This window comes from Dyella sp. A6 (assembly GCF_036320485.1).
Classification (GTDB): Bacteria; Pseudomonadota; Gammaproteobacteria; order Xanthomonadales; family Rhodanobacteraceae; genus Rhodanobacter_A; species Rhodanobacter_A aluminiiresistens.
Genome location: NZ_CP132911.1, coordinates 485,035 through 508,884 on the forward strand (window position 1 = coordinate 485,035; position 23,850 = coordinate 508,884).

The window sequence follows — 23,850 nt, forward strand, 5'->3', positions numbered from 1 at the left end:
GACTCCGGTGACGGCGACTGCACCGAGTATAGGCAGGTCGGGTGGTGATTGCGGAAATCCCGGGCGCCAATGCACGTCGCCCCGCGCGAGGCGGGGCGACGTGGACGTTGCGGTCAAGACATCGTCACGGCCGGTCTTCCGACGCCACCGGCAGATCGGCATGCGCCTTGGCCAGTGCTGGCACCTGGATGGCTTGCAGGCCCGCCTTGCGCAGCGAGGCATCGAGCTGGACGAGCTCGCCGTCGCGCAGCGAGTTCCACATGGCGACGGCTCGCTTCAGGTTGGCCTGGCACTCGGCGTACGTCGCATGCTGTCCGGCGGTCGGAGCGCGGTCGGCGCCTTCCACGTCGGTGGCGATGCCGGTCAGGGCGTCGTTCAACGCGGCCAGGTTGATGGTGCGGTCACCGCTGCCGCTGATCAGCGGTTTGGTCTTCGCCAGCAGCGCGGCCACCGCGTCGTGCAGCGCCTTGTGCGACGAGCTGTCGCCCAGGCTGGCCTGACGCGCCAGCAGCTGCTTGCGCACGACCTGGATCTGCCCGTCGTTCTGCCAGATCGTCTGCAGCGTGCCGCCGATCTGGCGCGAGAAGTCGAGGGCTTCGGTCAGCGCGGCCGTGTCCAGCTTCTGGCGCGGATCGGGCACCACCTGCAACGGCGCGCGGTACTGCTTGCCGTCGACCGTGAGCACTACCTGGTAGGTGCCGGGCAGCACCAGCGAGCCCTCGGGGGTCAGCGGCGTGTCGCTGTCCCAGGTGGCGGCGATGCTGTAGCCATACCGCAGTGCCTGCGGGCGCGGATAATGCAGATCCCACACGAAGCGGTGCGCGCCGGCGCTGGTGCCCAGCGTCTGCGGCCTGCCCAGCCAGCCCTTCAGGAAGTAGCGGTTGGCGGGACGCTCAGCGGGCTTGTCGGCACTGGAGAAGCGACGTACCAGCGCGCCCTTGCTGTCGTAGATCGCCAGGGTCACCGGTCCCTTCGCGGCGTGGCCGAGCTGGTAGTCGATGATTGCGCCGGCCGGCGGGTTCTTGCCCAGCGGGGTGTCCGGCGGCAGTGGCGTGTCGCGGTTCTCGTTGGCGCGCACGCGCACGGCGGGCGCGGGGGTGTACAGGTGCGCCGGTTCGCGGGCGATCGCCGCGGTGGCCTGGCGCAGTGGGGTCACATCGTCGAGGATCCAGATCGCACGGCCCTGGGTGCCGGCGATCAGGTCGTCACCGTGCACCAGCAGGTCGCGCACCCAGGCGGTGGGCAGGTTGCGCTGCAGCGACTGCCAGCGGCCGCCGTCGTCGAACGAGACGAATACGCCGTGATTGGTGCCGGCGTACAGCAGCCCGGCCCGCTTCGGATCGGCGCGCACCACGCTCACGAAGTCGTGCGGCGGCAGGTTCGAGGTGATGTTGGTCCAGTGCACGCCATAGTCGGTGGTGCGATAGACCAGCGGCCTGTAGTCGTCCTGCCGATGGTTGTCGACCGCCGCGTAGGCGGTGCCGGGGTGCAGCGCGGAGACGTCGATCGAGTCGATTCGCGCCCATAACGGCAGGCCCTTGGGCGTGATGTTGTGCCAGCTCTTGCCGCCATCGCGGGTCAGCTGGATCAGGCCGTTGTCGGTACCGATCCAGATCTCGTCGTTGTCCAGCGGCGAAGGCGCAATGCTGTAGATCACGCCATAGCCGCAATCGAACGCCTGCTTCGGCGTGGGGTTGCCGTTGCAGTGTTCCGGCTTGGCGGTCTTGCCGTTGAGCGGCGGGCTGATCACATTCCAGTGCTTGCCCTGGTCGGTAGTGCGGAACAGCACCTGGGCGCCGAGGTAGAGCGCGTACGGCGGCTTGGCCGAGAACGCGATCGGGGTGATCCAGGTGTAGTGGTACTTGAAGTCGGTCGGCCGTTCGCCATAGCTGCTGATCGGCCACGGCGAGACGTTCTGCACGACGCCGGTGATGCGGTTCCAACGCGACACGCGGCCGCCGAGGCCGGAGCCGAACACGATGTCCGGGTTGGCCGGATCGGGCAGGTCGTAGTCGCGTTCGTCGCCGCCGACCGGGCGCCAGTCGCGGTACGAGATCGAGCCGTAGTCGCTGCGGCTGGCGATGCCGACGGTGCCCGAGTCCTGCTGGCCAGCGTAGATCCAGTACGGGAAGCGGTTGTCGGCCGCCAGGTGATACAGCTGGGCGGTGGGCTGGTTGTACCAACTGCTCCAGGTCTGGCCGCCGTTGAGGGTGACCACCGCGCCCTGGTCGCTGGCGGTGATCATGCGCTGCGTATTGCGCGGGTCGATCCACAGGTAGTGGTAGTCGTCGCCGCCCGGGGCGCCCTTGAACACGTGCCAGGTCTTGCCGCCGTCGTCGGAGCGGCGGATCGACTGGCCCGCCGAGTAGACCCGGTCAGGGTCGGTCGGGTCGGTGGTGATGCGGCTGAAATAGTCGTTCGGCAGCCAGCCGGCGTGGCTCTCCGCGTGCCAGGTCTTGCCGCCATCGTCGGAGCGGTACATGCCGCTCTGGGCCGGGTCGCCGGCATCGTTCACCACCGCATAGACGCGGTTGCCGCGCGCGGTGGCCAGGCCGATGCGGGCCAGCTGGCCGGTCGGCCAGCCGTGGCCGCCGAGGCGCTTCCAGGTGATGCCGCCGTCGACCGATTTGTAGACGCCGCTGCCCGGCCCCGCGTTGGGCTGGAAATACGACAACCACGGGTAGTTGCGCACCTGCCAGGCGGCCGCGTAGACGATCTTCGGATTGGCCGGGTCGGCGGCCAGGTCGACCACGCCGGTGTTGTCGTTGATCGACAGCGTCTGGGTCCAGGTCTTGCCGCCGTCGGTGGAGCGGAACACGCCGCGCTGGTGGTTGGGGCCGAAGTAGTGGCCCAGCGCGCCGACCAGCACGGTGTCGGGATGGTGCGGGTCGACCAGGATCGCGCCGATGTGGCGGGTCTTGTCCAGGCCGACATGGGTCCAGGTCTTGCCGCCGTTGTCGGAGCGGTACACGCCGTCGCCGGAGGCCACGTCATAGCGCGCGGCGACCTGGCCGGTGCCCGCGTAGATCACGCTGGGGTCGGATGGCGCCACGGCGAGTGCGCCGATCGAGGCTGCCGGTTCCTTGTTGAACATGGGTTGCCAGGTGCGTCCGGCGTCGTTGGTCTTCCACACGCCGCCGCCGGCGGTGCCGATATAGAACACGGCCGGCGCGGCCGGGTCGCCGGCGGCCACGGTGGCCCAGCCGCCACGGAACGGGCCGATCAGGCGCCATTCCAGGCCATGGGTCACGCTGGACGGTACGGGTGGCGGCGCCTGCGCCAGCAGCGGCATCGAGGCGAGCAGGCATGCCCCGGCGATCAGGGCGACGGGACGGAGCAGGGAACGTGTAGTCATGGCAACTCCAGCTGGATTGCGCAACGGCGGCAAAGGCCGGGCCGGTCGCCCCCGCGACCGATGCCCGGTTCGGCGGCGCACGGCGCCGCCATCATCGACCGCACGCTCCCGCGTCCGGTCACTCGCGTCACTTCCCTGTGCCGCAACGGATTACTCGAACGACAGGGCGACACCGGTATACCAAGTGCGTCCGACGGCAGGTTCCAGCCCGTGCTGCCAGACGCGATCGTAGTATCGCCGATTGCCCAGATTGCTGATGCCTCCCAGCAGGCGCACCGACCGGTTGAGCGTCCAGTCCGAGGCCAGGTCCACCACCGTGTAGGCGGGAATCCGCGCCGGCAGCCAGGTGCTGCCGCTGCCGTAGGACTGGTCGGAATCCTGCCAGTACTGCGCCGCGGAAGACACCGCGGTAAGGCTGAGCTTGACCCGCGGGTTGCGCCAGGTCACGCCGGTCTTGATCAGGTAGCGCGGCGAGAACGCCGGTACCTTGCCGACCTGGCCGGCAATGCTGCTGTGGACGAACCGGGCATTGAGCAGGCTGGCGTTGACGAAGGCTTCCAGGTGCTCGCCGCGCGCGGCGAGTGCGGTCGGTGCGAAGAAGTCGTAGTTCAGCTGGCCTTCGAGGCCGCGGTGACGGGTGTCGCCGGTGTTCACCTCGATCACGTCGACCGCGTTGAGATACTGCGTCTCGAGCCGGTTGCGGAAGTTGATCCAGAACAGGCTCACGTCGTAGTACAGGCCGGTCAGCGGCACGCCGTGCACGCCGGCTTCCCAGGCCAGCGACTTGGACAGCGCCGCCGCGTGGCCAGGCACCAGGTTGCTGAATGGCGAGGCGATGTCGAAGTAGCGCAGCGGGCGCCAGCCTTCGGAAACGTTGAGGTAGGTTTCGTTGCCGTGACCGAAGTCATTGCCGATGCCCAGGCCGAACAGCGGCACGCTGCGGGTGTCGGCTTCGTGGATCAGCGGACGCGACAGGAACGACGGCTTCACCGACTCGTCCACCGCAATGCGCTCGTGTTCCAGTCGCACCGACGGCACGATGTGGATCTCGTGCGGCAGGCGGAACACGTTCTCGGCGAACACCGAGGCGTAGTCGGACGAACGTGCCTGTACCAGTCGCGGCGTGCCGGTGCGGTTGCCGCGGTCGACGCTGAGGTCGGTGCTGGTCCACTGGCGGAACGGGTCGTCCCCGTGGAACAGTACGGCGCCCACGCTGAAGGCGTTGCCGTGGCCCCACGAATGACGCAGGCGCACGTCGGTGCCGATGGTGCGGAACTGCTCGTCCTGCAGCGTGGTGCTGCTCGGTGGCGGTGCCGACGGCAGCGAGGCGTTGGCGCTGCGGCTGCCCAGGTCCTGGTAGGTGAACCACAGCTTGGCGTCCAGGTGCCAGTCCTGGCCGAAGTCGCGCGAATGGCCCAGCACCAGCTGGTAGCGGTTGACCCAGTCGCGGTTGTAGGGCGTGGTGACGGTACGCGGGTCCCGCTGCCATTGCGTGTAGCTGAGCCGGCCGGGATCGCCGGACACCGCGCTGATCGCGTGCAGGTCCAGCCACCACAGTTGGCCCTTGGCGGGCTGGTAGCCCAGATACAGGTCGGCCTGGCGGTTCTGCGAGCCATCGTTCCTGCGGGTGCCGTCGCTGTGCACGTAGCCGGCATCGGCGCGGAAGGCCCAGTCGCCCTCGCTGCCCTCGATGTCGTTGTAGGTGGAGTACAAGCCGTGCTCACCGACGACCTGCTCGGTGGTGGCACGCAGCGGCGTGCCGGGCTTGGGCCGCTTCGACACCAGGTTGATCACCGGTGCCGGCTCGGGACCGTACAGCAGGCTGGAGCCGCCACGGATCAGCTGCACCTGCGACAGGCTCTGCGTCATCGGGAAGGCGTACAGCGTGGGGAAGCCGATCCAGTCGCCTTCCAGCGGAATGCCGTCCTGCATCACCAGCACGAATTCCGATTCCTGCGGGTTGCCGATGCCGCGGTAGCTGAGGTTGAACTGGGTCGGCGTCGGTTGCTCGGACACCAGTATTCCGGGGGTGCGTGCCAGCACCTGGTCGAGGTTGTTGCCGATCACCGTGGGCTGGCGGTCCAGGTGGGTGACCGTGGTTTTCTTGGTGACCGTGATCAGGGTGCCGTCGACTTCGGGCATCTGATGCACCAGCTTGGCCTTCACGTACTTGCGCCAGTCGTAGCCGCCGTGCACGTCGATACGGGGCAGGTCGGTGGCGTGGGTGGCGGTCGTGGAGTTGTCGGTGCTGGTGTGGGTGATGCTGCCGTCCTGTTGCGGCTGCGGCGATGCCATGGTGGCCAGGGGGAACAGGGCTGTCGCCAGCGCGGCGGGAAGAATCGATCGGCGCAGGGCCATCATGGGTGGTCCGGGGATATGGGGTGCAACCTCTCCTTATCGCCCATTGGCGGGGTCGTCGTCATATGCCATACGTCTAGGCGGCCATATTCGGTCGATCCGCATTCATGGGGTATGGTTGTTCGTAGGCCTGCCGGTTGCGCGTATCCCCAGGAGCAACATCATCCGCACCGGCACGGCATTTCCGCACCTCCACGCCTCAAGATCCAGGGGAAGCCAGTCTATGCGTTTGCGTCGTCTCGCCATGTTCACGCTCGGCATGTCTGCCGCGCTTGCCGCCCACGCGGCGGTATCGCCGTCGCTTTACCAGGGCCTGCACTGGCGCCTGATCGGTCCGTTCCGCGGTGGTCGCGTGCTTGCGGTCAGCGGTATTCCGGGCAACAACCGCGACTTCTACTTCGGTGCCGTCGACGGTGGTGTCTGGGCGACCCACGATGCCGGCCGCACCTGGCAGCCGATCTTCGACAAGGAGCCGGTGGGTTCGATCGGTGCGCTGGCGGTGGCGCCGTCCGATCCGAAGGTGATCTACGTGGGCACCGGCGAAGCCGATATGCGCTCGGACATCGCCCAGGGCAACGGCATGTACAAGTCGGTCGATGGCGGCAAGAGCTGGACCCACATCGGCCTCGACGACACCCACCACATCGGGCATATCCTGGTCGATCCGCACAATCCGAATGTGGTGTTCGTCGCCGCGCTTGGCCACGCCTATGGTCCGAATGCGCAACGCGGCGTGTTCCGCAGCACCGACGGCGGCAAGACCTGGACCAAGGTGCTGTTCAAGAACGACAACACCGGCGCGATCGACCTGACGTTCAAGCCCGGCGATCCGAACACCATCTATGCGGCGCTGTGGCAGACCCGCCGGCCGCCGTGGAATGTCTATCCGCCCTCCAATGGTCCGGGCAGCGGCCTGTACGTGTCGCACGACGGTGGCAGCCACTGGAGCCAGGTGACGGGCAACGGGTTCCCGGCAAACCCGGGGCGCATCGGCATCGCCACGGCGCCGAGTGATCCCGGCCGGGTCTATGCGCTGGTCGACGCGTCGAAGGGCGAGGGTGGTCTGTACCGCTCCGATGATGGCGGCGTGCACTGGCAACACGTGACCGGTGACCAGCGCATCTGGCAGCGTGGCTGGTATTTTTGCCACCTCACCGTCGACCCGAAGAACGCCAACCGCGTCTACGTGATGAACACCATCGTGTTGCGCTCCGATGACGGCGGCAAGCACTTCATCGCATTGAAGGGCGACCCCACCGGCGACGATTTCCACACCATGTGGATCGACCCGACCGACTCGAACCGGCAGATCCTGGGCGTCGACCAGGGCACCCTGATCACGCTCAACGGCGGCAAGACCTGGAGCAGCTGGTACAACCAGCCGACCGCGCAGATCTACCACGTCAGCACCGACAACCGCTTCCCGTACTGGGTCTATGGCGCGCAGCAGGACTCTGGCGCAGTGGCCCTGCCCAGCCGCACCAGTGACGGCGACGGCATCACCATGGAACAGTTCCACGAGATCCAGCCCGGCGGCGAGAGCGGCATGATCGCGCCCGATCCGGACGATCCGGACATCATCTACGGCGGCACCGTGGACAAGCTGGACCGGCATACCGGCCAGGTACGCGACGTCGATCCCACGCTGGCCTATCCCGCCGCGCACTATCGCGGCGCGTGGACCCTGCCGCTGACCTTCTCCAAGCGCGACACCAAGGTGCTGTACTTCGCCAACCAACGCCTGTTCCGCACGTCCGACGGTGGTGACCACTGGGCGCCGATCAGCCCCGACCTGACCCGCGAGGACGCCGGTGTGCCGTCCAATCTGGATCCGGTCACCGCGGCCGACGACAACCATGTCAGCAAGCGTCGAGGCGTGATCTACACCATCGAGCCCTCGCCGCTCAGCGCGAAGACGCTGTGGGTGGGTACCGATGATGGCCTGGTGTGGAAGACCGACGACAACGGTGCGCACTGGACCAACGTGACGCCGGCGGCCCTGACGCCGTGGTCGAAGGTCGGCGGCATCGAGCTGTCGCACTTCAGCGCGCAGGTGGCCTATCTGGCCATCGACCGTCACCGTCTCGGCGACGATGCGCCGTACATCTACCGCACCGAGGACGGCGGCAAGCACTGGACCCGGATCGACCACGGCATCCCGCACGGCAGCTTCGTCAACGTGGTACGCGAGGACCCGGTGCGCAAGGGCCTGCTGTATGCCGGTACCGAGAAGGGCGTGTATGTTTCCTTCGACGATGGCGCACAGTGGCAGCCGCTGCAGCAGAACCTGCCGGTCACCTCGGTGCGCGACATCGACGTGCACCAGAACGACCTGGTCATCGCCACCCATGGTCGCGGCTTCTGGATCATGGACGACGTCACCGCACTCCGGCAGATGAACGGCGTCGGCACGAATGCGGTCACCCTGTTCCGGCCGGCCACCGCGATCCGCGTGCGTCCGGCGGGCTTCACCGGTACGCCGATGCCCAAGGACGAGCCGATGGCGGCCAACCCGCCTGACGGCGCGATGATCGACTACGTTCTGCCCAAGGGCGTGAAGGGGCCGGTGACGCTGAGCATTCTCGATGCGCAGGGTCACATGGTGCGCAGCTACAGCAGCGCAACCAAGCCGCCGTCGCTCGACCCGGCCAAGCTCGCCTATGCGCCGGAATGGGTCCATGTGCCGATCCCGCTCTACACCACGCCCGGCATGCATCGTTTCGTGTGGGACCTGCGTTACGCGGCGATGGGCGAAGTGGGTATGCGCGGGCCCGCCAAGGACGGTGTGTGGGCTCCGCCGGGCGAGTACACCGTGGTGCTGCATGTGGATGGCCACAGCTATCGCCAGCCGCTGAAGCTCAAGCCGGATCCGCGGGTGAAGCTTTCGCAGGCCGCGTTCGTGCGTGAGTTCGAACTGGCCCGCAAGGTGGAAGCCGCACAGGCACAGGCGTCGCATGCCACCGGCGATGCCGGGCAGCTGGTCAAGGCACTGCTGGCGCGCCAGGCGCATGCCGATGCCGACACCCGCACCCGGATCACCGCACTGCTCGACAAGGTCTCGCTGCTGTCCGGCGTGCCGTTGCACGTCGACCCGCGCAACTCGATGGGCGCACCGCCGCAGCGCACTGACAGCCTGCGCGCGCTGTCGATCGACCTGTACAAATTGGGCATGGCTGTCGACGGTGCCGATGCCGATCCCAGCCCCGATGCACGTACTTCGTACGCCGAGCTGTCCAAGACCCTGGCCGCGACGCTGGGCGAATGGCAGGGCCTGAAGCAGCACGATCTCGCTGCACTCAATGCCTCGCTCAAGAGCAAGGGCGAAAAGCCGATCTCGCTCTGAAGTCAGGCATGTCCTGATCTGAGGTCTTTCGAACCCTCTCCCGTAACGGGAGAGGGTTTCGGGTATCGCTGGATCGCTGTTTGTCGGGTTGTTCGGCCGCTGGGATTTGAGGTTATGGGTAGAGCGGTTTCGACCGCCTGCCGGCGGTCGAGTCACTTTTCTCTGCATGGCCAGAGAAAAGTAAGGCGGTTTCTATGATCAAGTGCACCACCCCACGACAAGGTGATGCATGGGTCAGCACTATGGACATCTGAGCGCCGAAGAACGGGGCGCGATCATGGTCGGCAAGGCTCGGGGGGAGAGTGCCCGGCAGCTCGCCCTGATGCTGGGTCGCTCACCCAGCACGATTTCGCGGGAGCTGGCTCGCAATGGTCACCAGGAACCGTCCGTCCTGCCTCGGATGGGTCGGCCAAGGTTGAGCTACGACGCCAGTCGAGCCGGCCAACGCGCCCGGCGCCTGGCACGTAAGCCGCGGCGCGAGCGCAAATTGCGGCGGGACGGTCAGCTGTGGTGCCTCGTGCGCCGCTTGCTGGGCAAGGGCTGGTCACCTCAACAGGTGAGTCGCACACTGCGGCGTCATCACCCGGATGAGCGAGCCAAGCACGTGTCGCACGAGACGATCTACACCGCGATCTATGCCGCGCCACGCGGCGAACTGCGGCGGGGCCTGGTCGCACTTCTGCGGCAGCACAAATGTGCGCGTCGGCCGCGTGGTCAGGGTGCGAACCGGCGCGGCCGGATGCACGACTTGCCGAGCATTCATGATCGTCCACTCGAAGCCAATGAACGGCTGTTGCCCGGCCACTGGGAAGGCGACTTCATCAAAGGCGCCCGTAACCGATCCTCGGTGGGCGTACTGGTGGATCGTCGGACACGTTTCCTGAAGCTGGTGAAGATGGAGGGGTGTTCGGCGGAGGATGCGCTGAAAGGCTTCAGCCGCGCATTCCGGCCGCTGCCACCGGAACTGCGCCAGACGCTGACTTACGATCAGGGCAAGGAAATGGCGCTCTACCGGACGCTATCGGAGCGCACTGGATTAGCGATCTACTTCGCCGACCCACGTAGCCCTTGGCAACGCGGCATCTGCGAGAACACCAATGGCCTGCTGCGCCAATACCTGCCTAAAGGTACGGACTTGTCGGTCTACAGCCAGAAGCAGCTCGACGCGATCGCCCGACGCATGAACCTCCGGCCACGTGCCACTCTCGATTACCACTGCCCTGCAGAAATGTTCATCCGTGCCATGGGCAGAGATGATCTGGCCGATGCCATCGATGGTGCACTTCTAGATTGACACCGCCTAGCCTAAAGAGAGGCCACCCCAGGGCTGCGCTTGGTGGGCATGCTGTCCGCCAAGTCCGTGCGTCGTGGCCGGGCTTTTCGACCGGGCTCCTGCCCGGACGAAAAGGCGCTGCCGTCCCTGGCAACGTCCCTGCGCGGACTTGTCGACCCCGCCGCACCGCCGCCCAGGGACCCGAACGACAGCGCACTGCCGCAGCGACCCGAAACCATGCTGTCCCTTGCGACAAGCCCACACATCAAAAGACCACTCAACCAGACAACGCCACCGATTCCTGTCGCCGAAGCGCCCACGAACCCCAGATACGCGGCTCAGCCGCCCACCACCTCGACCCGAACCACCAACACGACCGTACCTTGTTGCCATGTCATCCGGCGATCATCACCCGGCAACCAGGCATCGCCCGCGTGCAGTTCGCCCTCGGCGCAAGCCAGCGTGCCGTGGGCGCAGTAGACCAGTGCGACCGTGGCGTCGACGACATGCGGGTCTGCATCGCGCCACACCTCGACGCTGCCGCGCACGGCGTGGCGGCGAAGCATCAGGTTGAAGTCGCGGGTGGCGCCGCCGGCCAGGGTCACGCTTACCTTGGCTTCGCCGGGGAAGGCGAAGGGTACGAACGGGGTGAGCAGCGCGTGCTGGCGTTCGTCGTCCAGGGTCATGATGAACCCGGCGCCATCGAGCAGCACGATGCAGCGGTCGACGCCGGGGAAGGTGGAGAACGGTGCCGCGCTGTCCACTTCGGCCACGCTGACCCGCCACTGGAAGCTGTCCATGTCGGCACCGGGCGGGCAGGTGGCAAGTTCACGGGTGCGTCCCTGCCCGTTCTTCCAGGGGGTGGCGGGGCGGTCGTGCGAGCGGATGATCATGGGCTTGGCCGGGTGTGCGCGAGGGTCGGGCTGGTTCTGGTCAGACGTGGTCGATCAGGCATGTTCGATCAGGCGCTCGAACGGCGGCAGCGCGCGCAGCATGCCGGCGCCGTAGCGCTTGGTGATCACACGGCGGTCCAGCAGCACGATGCGGCCGCTGTCGTCCTCGTTGCGGATCAGTCGGCCGCAGTACTGGATCAGCAGGCGGGTGGCCTCGGGCACGCTCACTTCCAGGAACGGGTTGCGTCCGCGTGATTCCAGCCACTCGGCGTAGGTGGCGCCGACCGGGTCGGTGGGCACCGCGAACGGCAGCTGGGTGATCACGACCGTCTCGCAAAGCTTGCCCGGCAGGTCCAGGCCTTCGCCGAAGCTGGCCAGGCCGAACAGGGTGCTGCCCTTGCCGCCCTCGACGTCGGCACGATGCTCGGCGATCAGCTGGGCCTTGCCCAGCGAGCCCTGCGCGCGCACCTTGCGCACCTTGTCGATCGGCAGTTTCTGCAGCACCCGGTCGAGCTTGGCGCGCGAGGTGAACAGCACCAGGTTGCCGGCGTTCCAGTCGAGGTGGGTATCCAGCCAGTCGCTGATCTCCTGCGCATGCTCTTCGCGCGCGTCCGGCATCGCACGCATCAGCGGCACTTCCAGGCGGGCCTGTGCGCCGAGGTCGAACGGCGAGGGCAGGCTGATCGTGATGGCCTCGTCCGGCAGGCCGACCGCATTGGCGAAGTTGCGGAAATTGCCGCCCGCGCTGAGCGTGGCCGAGGTCATCACCACCGCACTGGCGTTGCCCCACAGCACTTGCCGCAGCAGGCCGGCGGCGGATACCGACGAGGCATGACAGACCAGCTGCTGGTCGCCGGCCAGGCTGACCCAGCGCGCCATCGGTGGCGCGTCCTCGTGGTCGTCGTGGCTCCATGCGTGCCAGGTGCCGAGCTGGCGCCCGATGCGTTCCAGCGCCATGCCCAGCTCGCGCGACAGTGCTTCCTGGGTCGGGCCGCCGTCGCTCATTTCCACCACCGCGCGGCGCACCGCGACCAGCCAGCGCTGCACCTCGCCGGTCAGCAGGTTGAGCAGGCGCGCCTGTTCAACCCAGGCGTCGGGCAGCTGGCCCAGCGAGCCGCGATAGACGGGTTCGGCCTCGCCCGGATCGGGTATCCAGGCAAGACGGATGATCTTTTCCAGTTCCTCCAGCGCGTCGCTCAGTTCCTGCAGCCGGGCGTCGCCGGCGTCCAGCGCGAGCTTGCCCAGCACTTCCTTGTCGGTGAGCGAGTAGGCGGCATGCACCTGGCGTCCGAGCCGGCTGAGCTGGCGCACGGTGGCGGTCATGAACACTTCGGATGCGCCCCGGTCCACCGCCTTGCCCGGCACGTGGTGGCCCTCGTCGAACACGTACAGGGTTTCCTCTGGTTTGGGCAGGATCACGCCGCCGAAACCGTCCTGGCCGCTGGGCATGGTGAGGTCGGCCAGCACCAGGTCCTGGTTGGCAACCACGATGTCGGCATCGCCGATGGCACGGCGCGCGGCGAACAGCGGGCAGATCATGAAATGCGCGCAGCGGCGGCCGGTGCAGCCGCCCGAGGTGGTGGTGATCATCGGCCGCAGCAGGTCGCTCACCGGCGCCGGCGCACTGTCCATGTCGCCATCCCATTCGTTGCGGTCGAAGGCGGCGGCGAGCCGCGCCAGGGCCTGCTTGTCGCGCTCGGCGGGCGGCCTGGCCCACAGCGCCAGGTCGTTGTCGAGGCCCAGGCCGAGCTGGGCCGGTTCGTTCAGGCCGTTGGCCGCCATGTGCAGGTTGCGCAGGCACAGGTAACGGCCCATGCCCTTGGCCAGCGCGACCTTGGCCTCGATGCCGCTGAGTTTCAGGTAGAGCGGAATATCGCGCTCTACCAGCTGTTCCTGCAGGGCAACTGTAGCGGTGGCGATCAGCAGCTTTTTCTTGTGCGCCCGCGCCACCGCATGGCCGGCGAGCAGGTAGGCCATCGATTTGCCGGTGCCGGTGGGGGCCTCGATCACGGCGGCCCCGCCCTCCTGCGCGAGGGTCTTGGCGACCTCGGCGATCATCCGTCCCTGCGCGGCGCGGGGGCGGAAGCCGGGCAGGCCTTCCTTCAGACGGGTGTAGGTGGCGCGGATGGCGTCCTTGGTGGTGTCGGTCAGCATCGGGGCGTCAGGGCGGCCTGTTCAGCGGTTTCGCGTGCCGTCGGTCATGGAGCATGGCCGGCGGACAGGGCAAAAACATGGATTTCGCGCAGCTGCGCGGGAATCGGGTTATTTTAGCCGGGCCTGTACGAGCTGCGGCCGGGACATTCGGTTTTTCCCGGCGCGGCCGATAAGGCCAGGGACAAACGACATGGGAGGTGTCGTGGAACCGGGGGGACGTGCCGACCTTGGTTTCTATCATGGACGGATGCGTTGCGCAGGGGGGGCACGATCATGCGTGCCCGTGTGGGCACCGGGAAAGTCCAAGGTGCTTAGCGACGCAACACGGTTGGCCTGGTTGAGACGCCTGGTCGGAACGACCACGGTCGAGGCGGTGGACGATCTGCTTGTCTCCTATGCGCTGGAACAGGCTGGTTGCGTGTCCGCCGCGCTGGTGCGCCCGCAGCGCACGGACAGTGGCTGGAGCGTTGCCGGTTGTGCGATTCCGGCAGGGGCGCATCAGGTCGTGGTCGACCTGATGCAGCATGGCCAGAACCGGGAGTCCAGTGCGGATGCGCGTCATCAGGCGTTCCGCATGGGTGCGGACGGATCGCTGGTGATGGCGATGTCGTTCAGTTCTCCCCCGGCGGATGTCGAGCTCGAACAATCGATCCTGCCATGCCTCGAGCTGGCCGAGCAGCACCTGCAACAGGTGCGCATGCTGGTCGACCTGCATGCCTCGCACCGTCAACTGGCCCGTTCGGAAAGCCTGCAGCGCGCGCTTTTCACGATCTCCGATCTGTCCGGTTCGGAGCTGGACATGCCGGAGATGCTGCGCGGCATCCACGACATCCTGCGTTCGCTGATGTACGCGGAGAACTTCTACATCGTCCGCTGCGACCCGAGGCAGTCCACCCTGCACTTTCTCTACTACGCCGACACCGTTGACGAGACGTCACCGGTGATCGGACAGGAGATGGCCATGGATGCGATCCAGGGCAGTCTGACCTGGCACCTGATCACGCGCGGCAAGCCATTGATGGGCAGCGCCGAGGAGATCATCGCCCAGCTCGGCGGCTCGCTGAAGGCCCTGGGTCCCGAGAGTGCCGACTGGCTGGGCGTGCCGATGCTGCGCGACGGCGTCGTACATGGCGCGCTGGTCGTGCAGAGCTACCGGCAAGGCATCCGCTTTTCCGACGAGGACAGCACGCTGCTGATGTTCGTGGGCAGCCATATCCTGACCGCGCTGGAACGCAAGCAGAGCAAGCACGAGCTGGAGCAGCACGTGCGTGAACGCACCAGCGAACTGGCCCGGCTCAACCTTGGCCTGCGGCAGGAAGTGCAGGAGCGGCAGCGCGCGGTGCGCCTGCAGGAATCGCTGTTCCAGCTGGCCCGGCTGGCCACCAGCGACCTGGACGAGGATTCGTTCTACCAGCGTGTGCATGCGGTGGTTCGTAAACTGCTGAATGCCGAGAACTTCTTCATCTCGCTGCTGAGCAGCGACCGCCGCAGCCTGGAGTTGCCGTACTTCGTCGACAAGGGCGTGCGGCATCGCATGACCCGTCCGTTGGGGCGTGGCCTGAGCGAATACGTGCTCAGGCGCGGCGAAGCCTGGCTGGGTACCCGCGACGACATCAATGCGCTGCAGCGCAGTGGCGAAGTGGTGCCGCACCGGATCGGTGCGCCGTCGATGTCCTGGCTGGGCGTGCCCCTGCGCTTCGAGGACGAGGTCATCGGCCTGGTCGCAGTGCAGAGTTACGAGCAGGGCGCGAGCTATGGCGCGGCCGACAAGAACCTGCTGTCTTTCGTCGCCCTGCAGATCGCCCACAGCATCAATCGGCGCCGCAGCGCCGCGGCCCTGCAGGAAGCCAACATCCGGCTCGAGCATCGGGTGGAGGAGCGCACCCGCGAGCTGCGCGCCGAGATCTCGCGCCGCGAACGGATCCAGCAGCAGCTGCGACATCAGGTGATGCACGATCCGTTGACCGCATTGCCCAACCGCGGCTACCTGCGCGATCGGCTGGAACGTCTGCTGGCGGTGCTGAAGAGCGAGCCCGGGCGCTGCTGCGCATTGCTGTACATCGACGTCGACCGCTTCAAGATGATCAACGACAGCCTGGGTCACCTGGCCGGCGACGAGTTCCTCAAGGTGGTGGCCGAGCGCCTGCGCTACTGCGTGCGCGACCCGGATGTGGTGGCGCGCCTGTCCGGCGACGAGTTCGCGATCCTGCTGGAGGATATCGGCCCGCACCGCAACGTGGAGGAAGTGGCCAGTCGGGTGCTGCAAGTGATGAATCAGTCGATGCAGATCGCCGGGCGCGAAATCGAGCCGTCGGTGAGCATGGGTATCGCGGTCGGCGATGGCCACTACGGACATGCCGACGAACTGGTGCGCGATGCCGATATCGCGCTGTACCGGGCCAAGGAGCTTGGGCGTCGCCGCTACGTGGTGTTCGACCAGACCCTGGCGCGCAGTGCGCAGGACGTGTTCACCCTGGAAGGCGAGCTGCGTCACGCACTGCAGCGTGACGAATTCGAGCCGTACTTCCAACCGATCCGCCGCCTCGCCGACGGCCGGCTGATGGGCTACGAGGCGCTGCTGCGCTGGAATCATCCGTATCGCGGCATGCTCGCGCCGAATGATTTCCTACGGGTGGCGCAGGACACCGGTCACCTGGAGTCGATCGACTGGCGCTTGTTCAAGCGCGCCTTCCAGTCGTTCGGCAAGATGACATCCAGCGGCCTGTTCTTGTCCATCAATGTCTCGCCGCGACATCTGCGCAACGCGGATTTCGACCGTCGCCTGCTGGGGCTGCTCGAACGTGCCGGTTTTCCCGGGGCTGCACACCTAGTGGTCGAAGTGACCGAGGGCGCCCTGCTCGAAAGCGCCGGCAAGGTGCAGGCCACGCTGGGACGCCTGCATGACGCCGGCATCGATGCGGCGCTGGACGATTTCGGTACCGGCTATTCGTCGCTCAGCTACCTGCACACGCTGCCGCTGCGCAAACTGAAGATCGACCAGTCGTTCGTGCAGGCGTTGGGCGAGCAGGTGCCGGACAACAGCAGCATGGTGGTGGCGGCGATCCTGGCGCTCGGCCGTGCGCTGAACGTGGTGGTGATCGCCGAGGGCATCGAGACCGAGACCCAGCGGCGCATGCTGCTGGAAATGGGCTGCGAGTACGGCCAGGGTTATCTGCTGGGCCGTCCCGCGCCGGCGGAGGCGTGGTCGGTCAAGGCCGGTCAGCCGGCCTGAAGCATGTCGACGGCGCCCGGCCAGTCAGCTGGCCGGCTCGGCCGCGATCTGGCGCAGGGTCTGGGCAAAGACCTCGACCGGCTGGCCGCCCTGGATCAGATAGCGGTCGTTGACGATGATCGAAGGCACCGAGTGGATGCCCTGGTCCTGGTACAGGCGCTCGTCGGCGCGCACTTCGTCGGCATAGCGGTCGGTGGACAGTAGCTCGCGCGCAGCGGCGGCATCCAGCCCCGCCTGGGCGGCGACATCTGCCAGTACATCGTGTGAACCGATGTCGCGACCGTCGGTGAAATAGGCACGCAGCAGTGCATGCTTCAGCTCGCGCTGGCGACCTTGCAGGCCGGCCCAGTGCAGCAGGCGGTGCGCGTCGAAACTGTTGTAGGTGCGGGTGCGCCGGGCCGGGTCGAAGGTGAAGCCCAGTGCCGCGCCGCGCGCCACCAGCGCCTGCTCGTTCGCCTTGAACTGCTCGGCGCTGACGCCGTACTTGCGCGAGAGATGCTCGAACAGGTCCTCGCCTTCCGGGCCCAGTCCCGGATTCAGCTCGAACGGCTGGAAATGCAGGTCCGCTTCGACTTCGCCCTGCAGCCCGGCCAACGCGCGTTCCAGTGCGTTGAGACCGACGGCGCACCAGGGGCACACCACGTCGGAGACGAAATCAATCTTCAGGCGGGTGGGCGTCGTACTGGACATGGGCTGGCCTTGCGGGAGGTATCTGCCCGATGTGCTGGCGCCGGGGCAGCGATTCAAGACCGTATCGTTGTCCCGATCGAGCTCAGCCTGCCATGCTGCGCGCCACCGCCTCGGCCACGCGGATGCCGTCGACGGCGGCGGAAAGGATGCCACCGGCATAGCCGGCACCTTCACCAGCCGGGTACAGGCCGGCGGTGTTCACGCTCTCGTGGCTGGTCGTGTCGCGTTTGAGCCGCAACGGCGACGAGGTGCGTGTTTCCACGCCGGTGAGCATCGCGTCGGGCATGGCGTAGCCGCGGATCTGCCGGTCGAAGGCGGGAATCGCCTCGCGGATCGCGGCGGTCGCATAGTCGGGCAGGGCCGTGGCGAGATCGGTCAGGTGCACGCCCGGCTGGTACGACGGCTGCACATCGCCCAGCGCACGGGTGGGCCGGCCGGCCAGAAAGTCGCCCACGCGCTGGGCGGGTGCGCTGTAGTCACCGCCACCCAGCTGGTAGGCGACGGACTCCCAGTGCCGCTGCAGCGCGATGCCGGCCAGCGGTCCCTCGCCATAGGCGGCGAAATCGGCCGGTTCGATGCCGCAGACGATCGCCGCGTTGGCATTGCGCTCGTTGCGCGAATACTGGCTCATGCCGTTGGTGACCACGCGGCCGGGTTCGCTGGTCGCCGCCACCACGGTGCCGCCTGGACACATGCAGAAGCTGTAGACCGAGCGCCCGCCGTTGCCGTGGTGCACGAGCTTGTAGTCGGCGGCGCCGAGGACCGGGTGACCGGCCTGCGGGCCGAAGCGCGCCTTGTCGATCAGCGACTGCGGGTGTTCGATGCGGAAGCCGATCGAGAACGGCTTGGCTTCCATGTAGACGCCGCGCGCATGCAGCACCTCGAAGGTATCGCGCGCGCTGTGACCCAGCGCCAGCACCACGTGGTCGCTGCGCAGTTCGCTGCCGTCGGCCAGACGCACGCCGCGCACCTGCCGCGTACCGGTGCTGCCCGTCTCGACCAGCAGGTCGTCCACGCGCTGGCCGAAGCGGATCTCGCCGCCCAGTTCGGTGATGGTGTTGCGCATGTTCTCCACCATCGACACCAGCCGGAAGGTGCCGATGTGCGGCTTGCTGACGTAGAGGATTTCCTCCGGCGCGCCGGCCTTGACGAATTCGCCCAGCACCTTGCGGCCGTGATGGTGCGGATCGGAGATCTGGCTGTAGAGCTTGCCGTCGGAGAAAGTGCCCGCACCGCCCTCGCCGAACTGCACGTTGGAATCCGGGTGCAGGTTGCGCTGGCGCCACAGGTCCCAGGTGTCCTTTGTGCGTTCGCGCACGGCCTTGCCGCGTTCCAGCACGATCGGGCGGAAACCCATCTCGGCCAGGATCAGCGCGGCGAACAGGCCGCAGGGGCCGAAGCCGATCACCAGCGGCCGGTGCGTCAGCTGTGCCGGGGCCTTTGCCACCGGGCGGTAGCGGGTGTCGGGCGTGGGTTGTACGTGGCGATCGTCGGCGAAGCGCGCCAGCAGGGCAGCCTCGTCGGCGATATCCACATCCACGGTGTAGATCAGCGCGATCGCACCGCGCTTGCGTGCGTCGTAACCGCGGCGGAATACGCTGAAACCGCGCAGCGCAGATCGCGGAAGCCCCAGCTTCGCGCAGATCGCGGCGGGCAGGGCGTCGTCCGCATGGTCCAGCGGGAGCTTGATCTCGGTCAGTCGCAGCATGCGTGGCGCAGTCGGCAGGGAATGCACCATTTTCGCATGCCGTGGCAGTGGCCGCCCGCCGTCGTCCGGCAGCGGGCGGCCGTGGGGCTTACATGCTGCCGATGAAGTCGCTCTTGCCCAGCTCCACGCCCATGCCGCGGAACAGGTTGTAGGCGGTGGTGCAGTGGAAGAACAGGTTGGGCAGGATGAAGTGCAGCAGGTAGGCCTGGCCTTCCAGATTCAGCTCGCCGCTGCGCATCTTCAGCTGGATCGCGCGGGTCTCGCTGCCGTCGATCTGTTCGGGGCGGAACGACTTGACGTACTCCAGCGCGCGGTCGATGCGGTCGTACACCTGAGCCAGTGTGGTTTCGTTGTCCTCGAAGCTCTTCGGCTCCGCGCCGGCGAGGCGGGCGGCGCCACGGCAGGCCATGTCGCAGGCGATCTGCACCTGCTTCACCAGCGGCAACATGTCGGGAACCAGGCGGGTCTGCAGCAGCACGTCGTCCGCTACGTTCTTCGACTTGGCGTGGGCCTCGCCCTTCAGGAATACGTGGCGCAGGTTCGACAGCGCACGCACGAAGACGGGGACGGAAGCCTGGTACATGGAAAGACTCATGAGGAATGCTCCGAGGGTGGGTGGGTAAGCGTATCGGCCACGGCCGGGCCTGGCGGCGAGGTCTCGCCGGCAAGCGCCAGCGCCGGTTGGCCGATGCGGGATGCGGTGGTGTTGCGGGTGGCATACGTCGCCACCGTGAAAGCGGCGACCAGCAGCGCCGCCGCCAGCAGGAACGAGACGCCGGGCAAGTGCTGCACCGGTGCGTGATCGCTGATGAACAGCGCGAACAGATTGGCGAACATGGCAGGGCCGAAGATGCCGGCCAGGCTGGCCAGACTGGTCAGCGCACCCTGCAGGCGGCCCTGCTCGTGCGGGTCGACCTGGTGGGTCACCATCGCCTGTACCGGTGGTCCGGACAGCCCGCCCAGGCACAGCAGCGGAATGCCCAGCACGAACAGCCACATGCCCGGTGCCAGCCCGAACGTCGCATAGCCGCCGGCACACAGGACGAGGCCCAGCATGATCATCTTCCGTTCGCCCAGCGACGGCAGCAGGCGTCGTACCAGCACCGCCTGCACCAGGCCGCTGCACAGGCCGACCAGGCTCAGGGTGAAGCCCACGGCCTGCGGACCCCAGCCGAAGCGGTAGTCGGTATACAGCACGTAGGTCGAGTTGAGCGAGAACTGCGCCAGATTGATCAGGAAATACACCGCGGCCAGACCCAGTACCTGCGGGTAGCGTCGCAACAGCAGCAAGGCGCCCAGCGGATTGGCGTGGCGCCAGTCCAGGCGGGTGCTGCGACGCTCCCGGGGCAGCGATTCCGGCAACACGAAAAAGCCGTAGGCGAAGTTGACCAGCGACAGCCCGGCCGCCACCCAGAACGGCAGCCGGATCGACAGGTGGCCAAGAAAGCCGCCGATCGCGGGGCCGGCGACGAAGCCGATGCCGAAGGCGGCGCCCAGTGTGCCGAACGCGGCGGCCCGTTTCTGGCTGGGCACGATGTCGGCGATATAGGCATTGGCGGTGCTGAAGCTGGCCGCGCACATGCCGGAGATCGCACGTCCCAGGAACAGCACCCACACCACGGGCGCCAGCGCCATCACGATGAAATCGGCACCGAGTCCGAAGCTGGAGATCAGCAGCACGGTACGCCGGCCGTAGCGGTCCGACAGCGCCCCCTGGATCGGCGAGCAGACGAACTGCATCAGCATGAACAGGGCGCCGAACGCGCCGGCCCACACCGCGGCACCGGCGATGCTGCCACCGATCAGGTCGACGATGAGATGCGGCAGCACCGGGATGATGATGCCGAACGCCAGCATGTCCACCACTACGGTGACGAAGATGAAGGCCAGTGCGGCCTGGCGTCTGGGGTGTGCCTGGGCAGAGGGTGCCTGGGACGTGTCCATGACGATGGTGGCTGGGGGAGGGGGCTGCCACCATAGCGTATCGGCGCGTTCCTCGCGCGTGTTGGACACGTCCCGGCACGGGGGGAGGGTGCGGCTGGATGCCGCGCCCCGGCAGGGGGTCAGTGGCTGCCGGACGATCCGCTCAGCAGCAGTGCCAGGCCACTGTCGTCGAGGTCCGGCGGCAGCAGGCTGCTGTCGTCGCGACCGTTCTGCGGGGGCGGTGCGGCGTGCCCGCCGTGATCGTGCGGACCATGCCCCAGCGACCATTTCGCATAGCGCACGTAGGCCTTCTCGCCAAGCAGGCTGCGGATGCTCTTCGCGCTGTCGGTATCGATCTTGTCGCTGGCGGCCTGTTCGCGCTGACGCAGCGCCTCGTGGGCGTCGCGGCGCTGGATCAGCAGTTGCCGCAACTGCTGCTGCTGTGCGGTGCTGAGGCCGGGCAAGGTGGCCAGCTGGGCCGGCGATGGCACGCTGCCCGGTCCCATCGGACCACGCGGCATCGGTCCGGGACCCGGAGGCGGGGCAGACTGCGCAGCTGCCAGCGAACCGGCGAAAAGCAGGGACAGGGGAAGCAGGCGCAAGGTGGCACGCATGGCTTGTCTCCGTGTGGGCATCGGCGATTCCGACCCCGCCAGATTGCGCGTCGAATGCGCAGCCCTAGCACAGATTCCATGGAGAAATTGCGGAGATTGGCGTCGCATCCGGGGTGGCCACCCGGTCTGCGCTAGGCTGGCGACGATTTTGCCCTGACCGGATGCGAGCGGATGAACCTGTGGCAGCGGCTGTTCCTGGCCTTTGCGATGCTGACGAGCCTGGTGCTCGGCGGCTTCGTGCTGTGGCAGCAATACGCCTTCCGGAACGGCTTCCGCGAATACCTGGACGCCACCGCGCTGGCCCAGCTCAGGACACAGGCGTTGGTGCTGGCCCAGGCTTACGGTGCTCACGGCAACTGGAATTTCCTGCGCGACGATCCGGTCCAATTCGACCACTGGCTCAAGCCGGGCGCGCCGTTCGGCTTGCCGCCGGGTCCGTCGCGACCGCAGGCGAGACCGCCACCTCCGGACATGGGGCCGCCACAGCCCCACATGAGGCCGCCGCATCCGGGGTTTCCGCACGTGAGCCTGACCGACGCGAGCGGCGAGTTCGTCGCCGGCGATCCGCACCTGCCGGCGCACGGCCGTGCGGTGCCGGTGCGCTGGCGTGGAATCCAGGTCGGCACGTTGTGGATGGGCATGCAGCGGGGGCCGGTCGACGAGGTGGATCGAGCCTTCGCCGATGCGCAGCGTCGTACGGTGCTGCGCGCCGGTGCAGCGGCGCTGCTGCTGGCACTGCTGCTGGCCTGGATCTTCGCGCGGACACTGCTGGCCCCGCTGTCGGCGCTGACTGCAGGCACGCGGGCACTGGCCGCTGGCGATTACGCGCGTCGCGTCAAGGCCGGCCGGCGCGATGAGCTGGGCCGCCTGGCCGAGGATTTCAACCGCCTGGCCGCCACCCTGGAAGGCCACCGCGAGGCGCGGCGCCAGTGGGGCGTGGACATCGCGCACGAACTACGTACCCCGCTCGGCGTGCTGCGCGGCGAAATCCAGGCCCTGCAGGATGGCGTGCGCAGACCTGACCGGGCCGCGCTGGACTCACTGGAAGCCGAGTGCGAGCGCCTGGCGTCGCTGGTCGAAGACCTCTATCAACTGACGCTGGCAGATGCGGGCGCGCTGGAATACCGCTACGAGACCTTCGATTTGGCCGCGCGCGTGCGTGACGCGGTAGCGCGCAAGCAGCCGGCTTTTCACGATGCAGGGCTGCGCCTCACCGCCGAGGGGCTGGGGGTGTTCAGCGTGCGTGGCGATCCTCGCCGGCTCGGGCAGTTGCTGGACAACCTGCTGGCCAACGCCCTGCGTTACACCGATGCGCCCGGTCAGGTGCGGGTGAGCCTGACCGGACATGGCGCGGGCTGCTGCCTGCGCGTGGACGACAGCGCGCCCGGCGTGCCTGCAACGGCATTGCCGCGGTTGTTCGACCGCCTGTACCGGGTCGATGCCTCGCGCAGCCGCGTGCATGGCGGCGCGGGTCTCGGCCTGGCGATCGCCGCGGCGATCGTCGCCGCGCACGAGGGTCACATCGAGGCGCGGGCTTCACCGCTGGGCGGCCTGCGCGTGGAAATCCACCTGCCCGGTGCCGGAGATGCGACATGAGCGATGGCCGTTGCGTGGTGATTGTCGAGGACGAGCCGAAGCTGGCGGCCCTGTTGCGGGACTATCTGGCAGCCGCCGGTTTCCGCAGCGAGATCCTCGCGGACGGTCACGCTGCGGTCGAGCGCATCCTCGAACTGGCGCCGGCAGCGGTGTTGCTCGACGTGATGCTACCGGGAGAGGACGGCCTGTCGATCTGCCGCCGGCTGCGTGCCGCATCGCAGGTGCCGGTGCTGCTGCTGACCGCGCGGGTCGAGGAGATCGACCGCCTGCTTGGCCTGGAGCTGGGTGCCGACGACTACATCTGCAAGCCGTACAGCCCGCGTGAGGTGGTGGCCCGGCTGAGGGCGGTGCTGCGCCGGGTCGGCGAGCAGCCGGCGCAGCCGGATGGTCAGGCTGCGCGCTTGCAGATCGACGAGGAGCGGTTCGAGGCGCGCATCGACGGCCAGCCGGTGGTGCTGACGCCGGTGGAGTTCCGTCTGCTGCAGCGGCTGGCGGCGCATCCCGGCCGGGTCTACTCGCGCGGCGAGCTGATCGATGCCGCCTACCGCGATCACCGTGTGGTCAGCGAACGCACCATCGACAGCCACGTGAAGAACTTGCGCCGCAAGCTGCAGACCAGTGGCCTCGATGCGATCGGCTCGGTCTACGGCGTGGGCTACCGGCTGGAGTGGCCGCAGCACGGCAGCGCCGACGCATAGCTGCAGTGTGCTC

At 67.6% G+C, this 23,850-nt stretch carries 14 protein-coding genes; 5 read left to right on the forward strand and 9 right to left on the reverse strand.

Features of this window, described 5'->3' with window-relative positions:
- Window positions 1–124: 124 nt before the first annotated feature.
- Together RA164_RS01945 and RA164_RS01950 are read right to left on the reverse strand one after the other, a co-directional pair.
- Entirely contained in the window at window positions 125–3,355 is a 3,231-nt protein-coding gene (locus RA164_RS01945) for a WD40/YVTN/BNR-like repeat-containing protein (RefSeq protein WP_329742303.1), read from the reverse strand.
- 150 nt (window positions 3,356–3,505) lie between these two features.
- Complete coding sequence (locus RA164_RS01950) at window positions 3,506–5,716, reverse strand: TonB-dependent receptor family protein (protein WP_329742304.1); 2,211 nt, start codon at window positions 5,714–5,716, stop codon at window positions 3,506–3,508.
- 220 nt (window positions 5,717–5,936) lie between these two features.
- Here RA164_RS01950 and RA164_RS01955 point away from each other — a divergent pair, with 220 nt between their 5' ends.
- On the forward strand, window positions 5,937–9,056 hold the full coding sequence (locus tag RA164_RS01955) for a WD40/YVTN/BNR-like repeat-containing protein (RefSeq protein ID WP_329742305.1): 3,120 nt from the start codon (window positions 5,937–5,939) through the stop codon (window positions 9,054–9,056).
- Between the two features lie 229 nt (window positions 9,057–9,285).
- Window positions 9,286–10,350, forward strand: a complete 1,065-nt coding sequence (locus RA164_RS01960) for an IS30 family transposase (protein ID WP_329742306.1) — start codon at window positions 9,286–9,288, stop codon at window positions 10,348–10,350.
- A 317-nt stretch (window positions 10,351–10,667) separates the two neighbouring features.
- Here RA164_RS01960 and RA164_RS01965 read toward each other — a convergent pair whose 3' ends face one another.
- Together RA164_RS01965 and dinG are read right to left on the reverse strand one after the other, a co-directional pair.
- Window positions 10,668–11,222, reverse strand: a complete 555-nt coding sequence (locus RA164_RS01965; protein WP_329742307.1) for a HutD/Ves family protein — start codon at window positions 11,220–11,222, stop codon at window positions 10,668–10,670.
- Window positions 11,223–11,276: 54 nt separating this feature from the next.
- Window positions 11,277–13,376, reverse strand: coding sequence for an ATP-dependent DNA helicase DinG (gene dinG / locus RA164_RS01970; protein WP_329742308.1), 2,100 nt, complete (start codon window positions 13,374–13,376; stop codon window positions 11,277–11,279).
- Between the two features lie 337 nt (window positions 13,377–13,713).
- On the opposite strand from dinG, the gene RA164_RS01975 reads away from it, so the two are divergent.
- Window positions 13,714–16,608, forward strand: coding sequence for a bifunctional diguanylate cyclase/phosphodiesterase (locus RA164_RS01975; RefSeq protein WP_329742309.1), 2,895 nt, complete (start codon window positions 13,714–13,716; stop codon window positions 16,606–16,608).
- A 24-nt stretch (window positions 16,609–16,632) separates the two neighbouring features.
- On the opposite strand, the gene RA164_RS01980 is transcribed toward RA164_RS01975, so the two are convergent.
- From RA164_RS01980 to RA164_RS02000, 5 genes are all read right to left on the reverse strand, one after another.
- Window positions 16,633–17,298: a DsbA family oxidoreductase gene (locus tag RA164_RS01980; RefSeq protein ID WP_329742310.1), complete on the reverse strand. Its 666-nt coding sequence runs from the start codon at window positions 17,296–17,298 to the stop codon at window positions 16,633–16,635.
- A gap of 82 nt (window positions 17,299–17,380) precedes the next feature.
- Window positions 17,381–19,006, reverse strand: a complete 1,626-nt coding sequence (locus RA164_RS01985) for an NAD(P)/FAD-dependent oxidoreductase (protein WP_329742311.1) — start codon at window positions 19,004–19,006, stop codon at window positions 17,381–17,383.
- Between the two features lie 88 nt (window positions 19,007–19,094).
- Complete coding sequence (locus RA164_RS01990; RefSeq protein ID WP_329742312.1) at window positions 19,095–19,601, reverse strand: DUF1993 domain-containing protein; 507 nt, start codon at window positions 19,599–19,601, stop codon at window positions 19,095–19,097.
- A complete protein-coding gene (locus RA164_RS01995) occupies window positions 19,598–20,950 on the reverse strand; it encodes a TCR/Tet family MFS transporter (protein WP_329743459.1) in 1,353 nt (450 codons plus the stop codon). The genes RA164_RS01990 and RA164_RS01995 overlap by 4 nt, the downstream gene beginning before the upstream one ends.
- A 119-nt stretch (window positions 20,951–21,069) precedes the next feature.
- Entirely contained in the window at window positions 21,070–21,543 is a 474-nt protein-coding gene (locus tag RA164_RS02000) for a hypothetical protein (protein WP_329742313.1), read from the reverse strand.
- Between the two features lie 639 nt (window positions 21,544–22,182).
- On the opposite strand from RA164_RS02000, the gene RA164_RS02005 reads away from it, so the two are divergent.
- Together RA164_RS02005 and RA164_RS02010 are read left to right on the forward strand one after the other, a co-directional pair.
- Window positions 22,183–23,139, forward strand: a complete 957-nt coding sequence (locus RA164_RS02005; RefSeq protein ID WP_412731084.1) for an ATP-binding protein — start codon at window positions 22,183–22,185, stop codon at window positions 23,137–23,139.
- On the forward strand, window positions 23,136–23,837 hold the full coding sequence (locus tag RA164_RS02010; RefSeq protein WP_329742315.1) for a response regulator: 702 nt from the start codon (window positions 23,136–23,138) through the stop codon (window positions 23,835–23,837). Before RA164_RS02005 ends, RA164_RS02010 begins: the two co-directional genes overlap by 4 nt.
- Window positions 23,838–23,850: the final 13 nt, after the last annotated feature.

Coding starts and splice junctions, on each gene's coding strand:
- RA164_RS01995 (WP_329743459.1), bottom strand. CDS start 20,950: ATGGACACGTCCCAGGCACCCTCTGCCCAGGCACACCCCAGACGCCAG.
- RA164_RS01955 (WP_329742305.1), top strand. CDS start 5,937: ATGCGTTTGCGTCGTCTCGCCATGTTCACGCTCGGCATGTCTGCCGCG.
- dinG (WP_329742308.1), bottom strand. CDS start 13,376: ATGCTGACCGACACCACCAAGGACGCCATCCGCGCCACCTACACCCGT.
- RA164_RS02005 (WP_412731084.1), top strand. CDS start 22,183: ATGCAGCGGGGGCCGGTCGACGAGGTGGATCGAGCCTTCGCCGATGCG.
- RA164_RS02000 (WP_329742313.1), bottom strand. CDS start 21,543: ATGCGTGCCACCTTGCGCCTGCTTCCCCTGTCCCTGCTTTTCGCCGGT.
- RA164_RS01990 (WP_329742312.1), bottom strand. CDS start 19,601: ATGAGTCTTTCCATGTACCAGGCTTCCGTCCCCGTCTTCGTGCGTGCG.
- RA164_RS01965 (WP_329742307.1), bottom strand. CDS start 11,222: ATGATCATCCGCTCGCACGACCGCCCCGCCACCCCCTGGAAGAACGGG.
- RA164_RS01980 (WP_329742310.1), bottom strand. CDS start 17,298: ATGTCCAGTACGACGCCCACCCGCCTGAAGATTGATTTCGTCTCCGAC.
- RA164_RS01945 (WP_329742303.1), bottom strand. CDS start 3,355: ATGACTACACGTTCCCTGCTCCGTCCCGTCGCCCTGATCGCCGGGGCA.
- RA164_RS01985 (WP_329742311.1), bottom strand. CDS start 19,006: ATGCTGCGACTGACCGAGATCAAGCTCCCGCTGGACCATGCGGACGAC.
- RA164_RS02010 (WP_329742315.1), top strand. CDS start 23,136: ATGAGCGATGGCCGTTGCGTGGTGATTGTCGAGGACGAGCCGAAGCTG.
- RA164_RS01950 (WP_329742304.1), bottom strand. CDS start 5,716: ATGATGGCCCTGCGCCGATCGATTCTTCCCGCCGCGCTGGCGACAGCC.
- RA164_RS01960 (WP_329742306.1), top strand. CDS start 9,286: ATGGGTCAGCACTATGGACATCTGAGCGCCGAAGAACGGGGCGCGATC.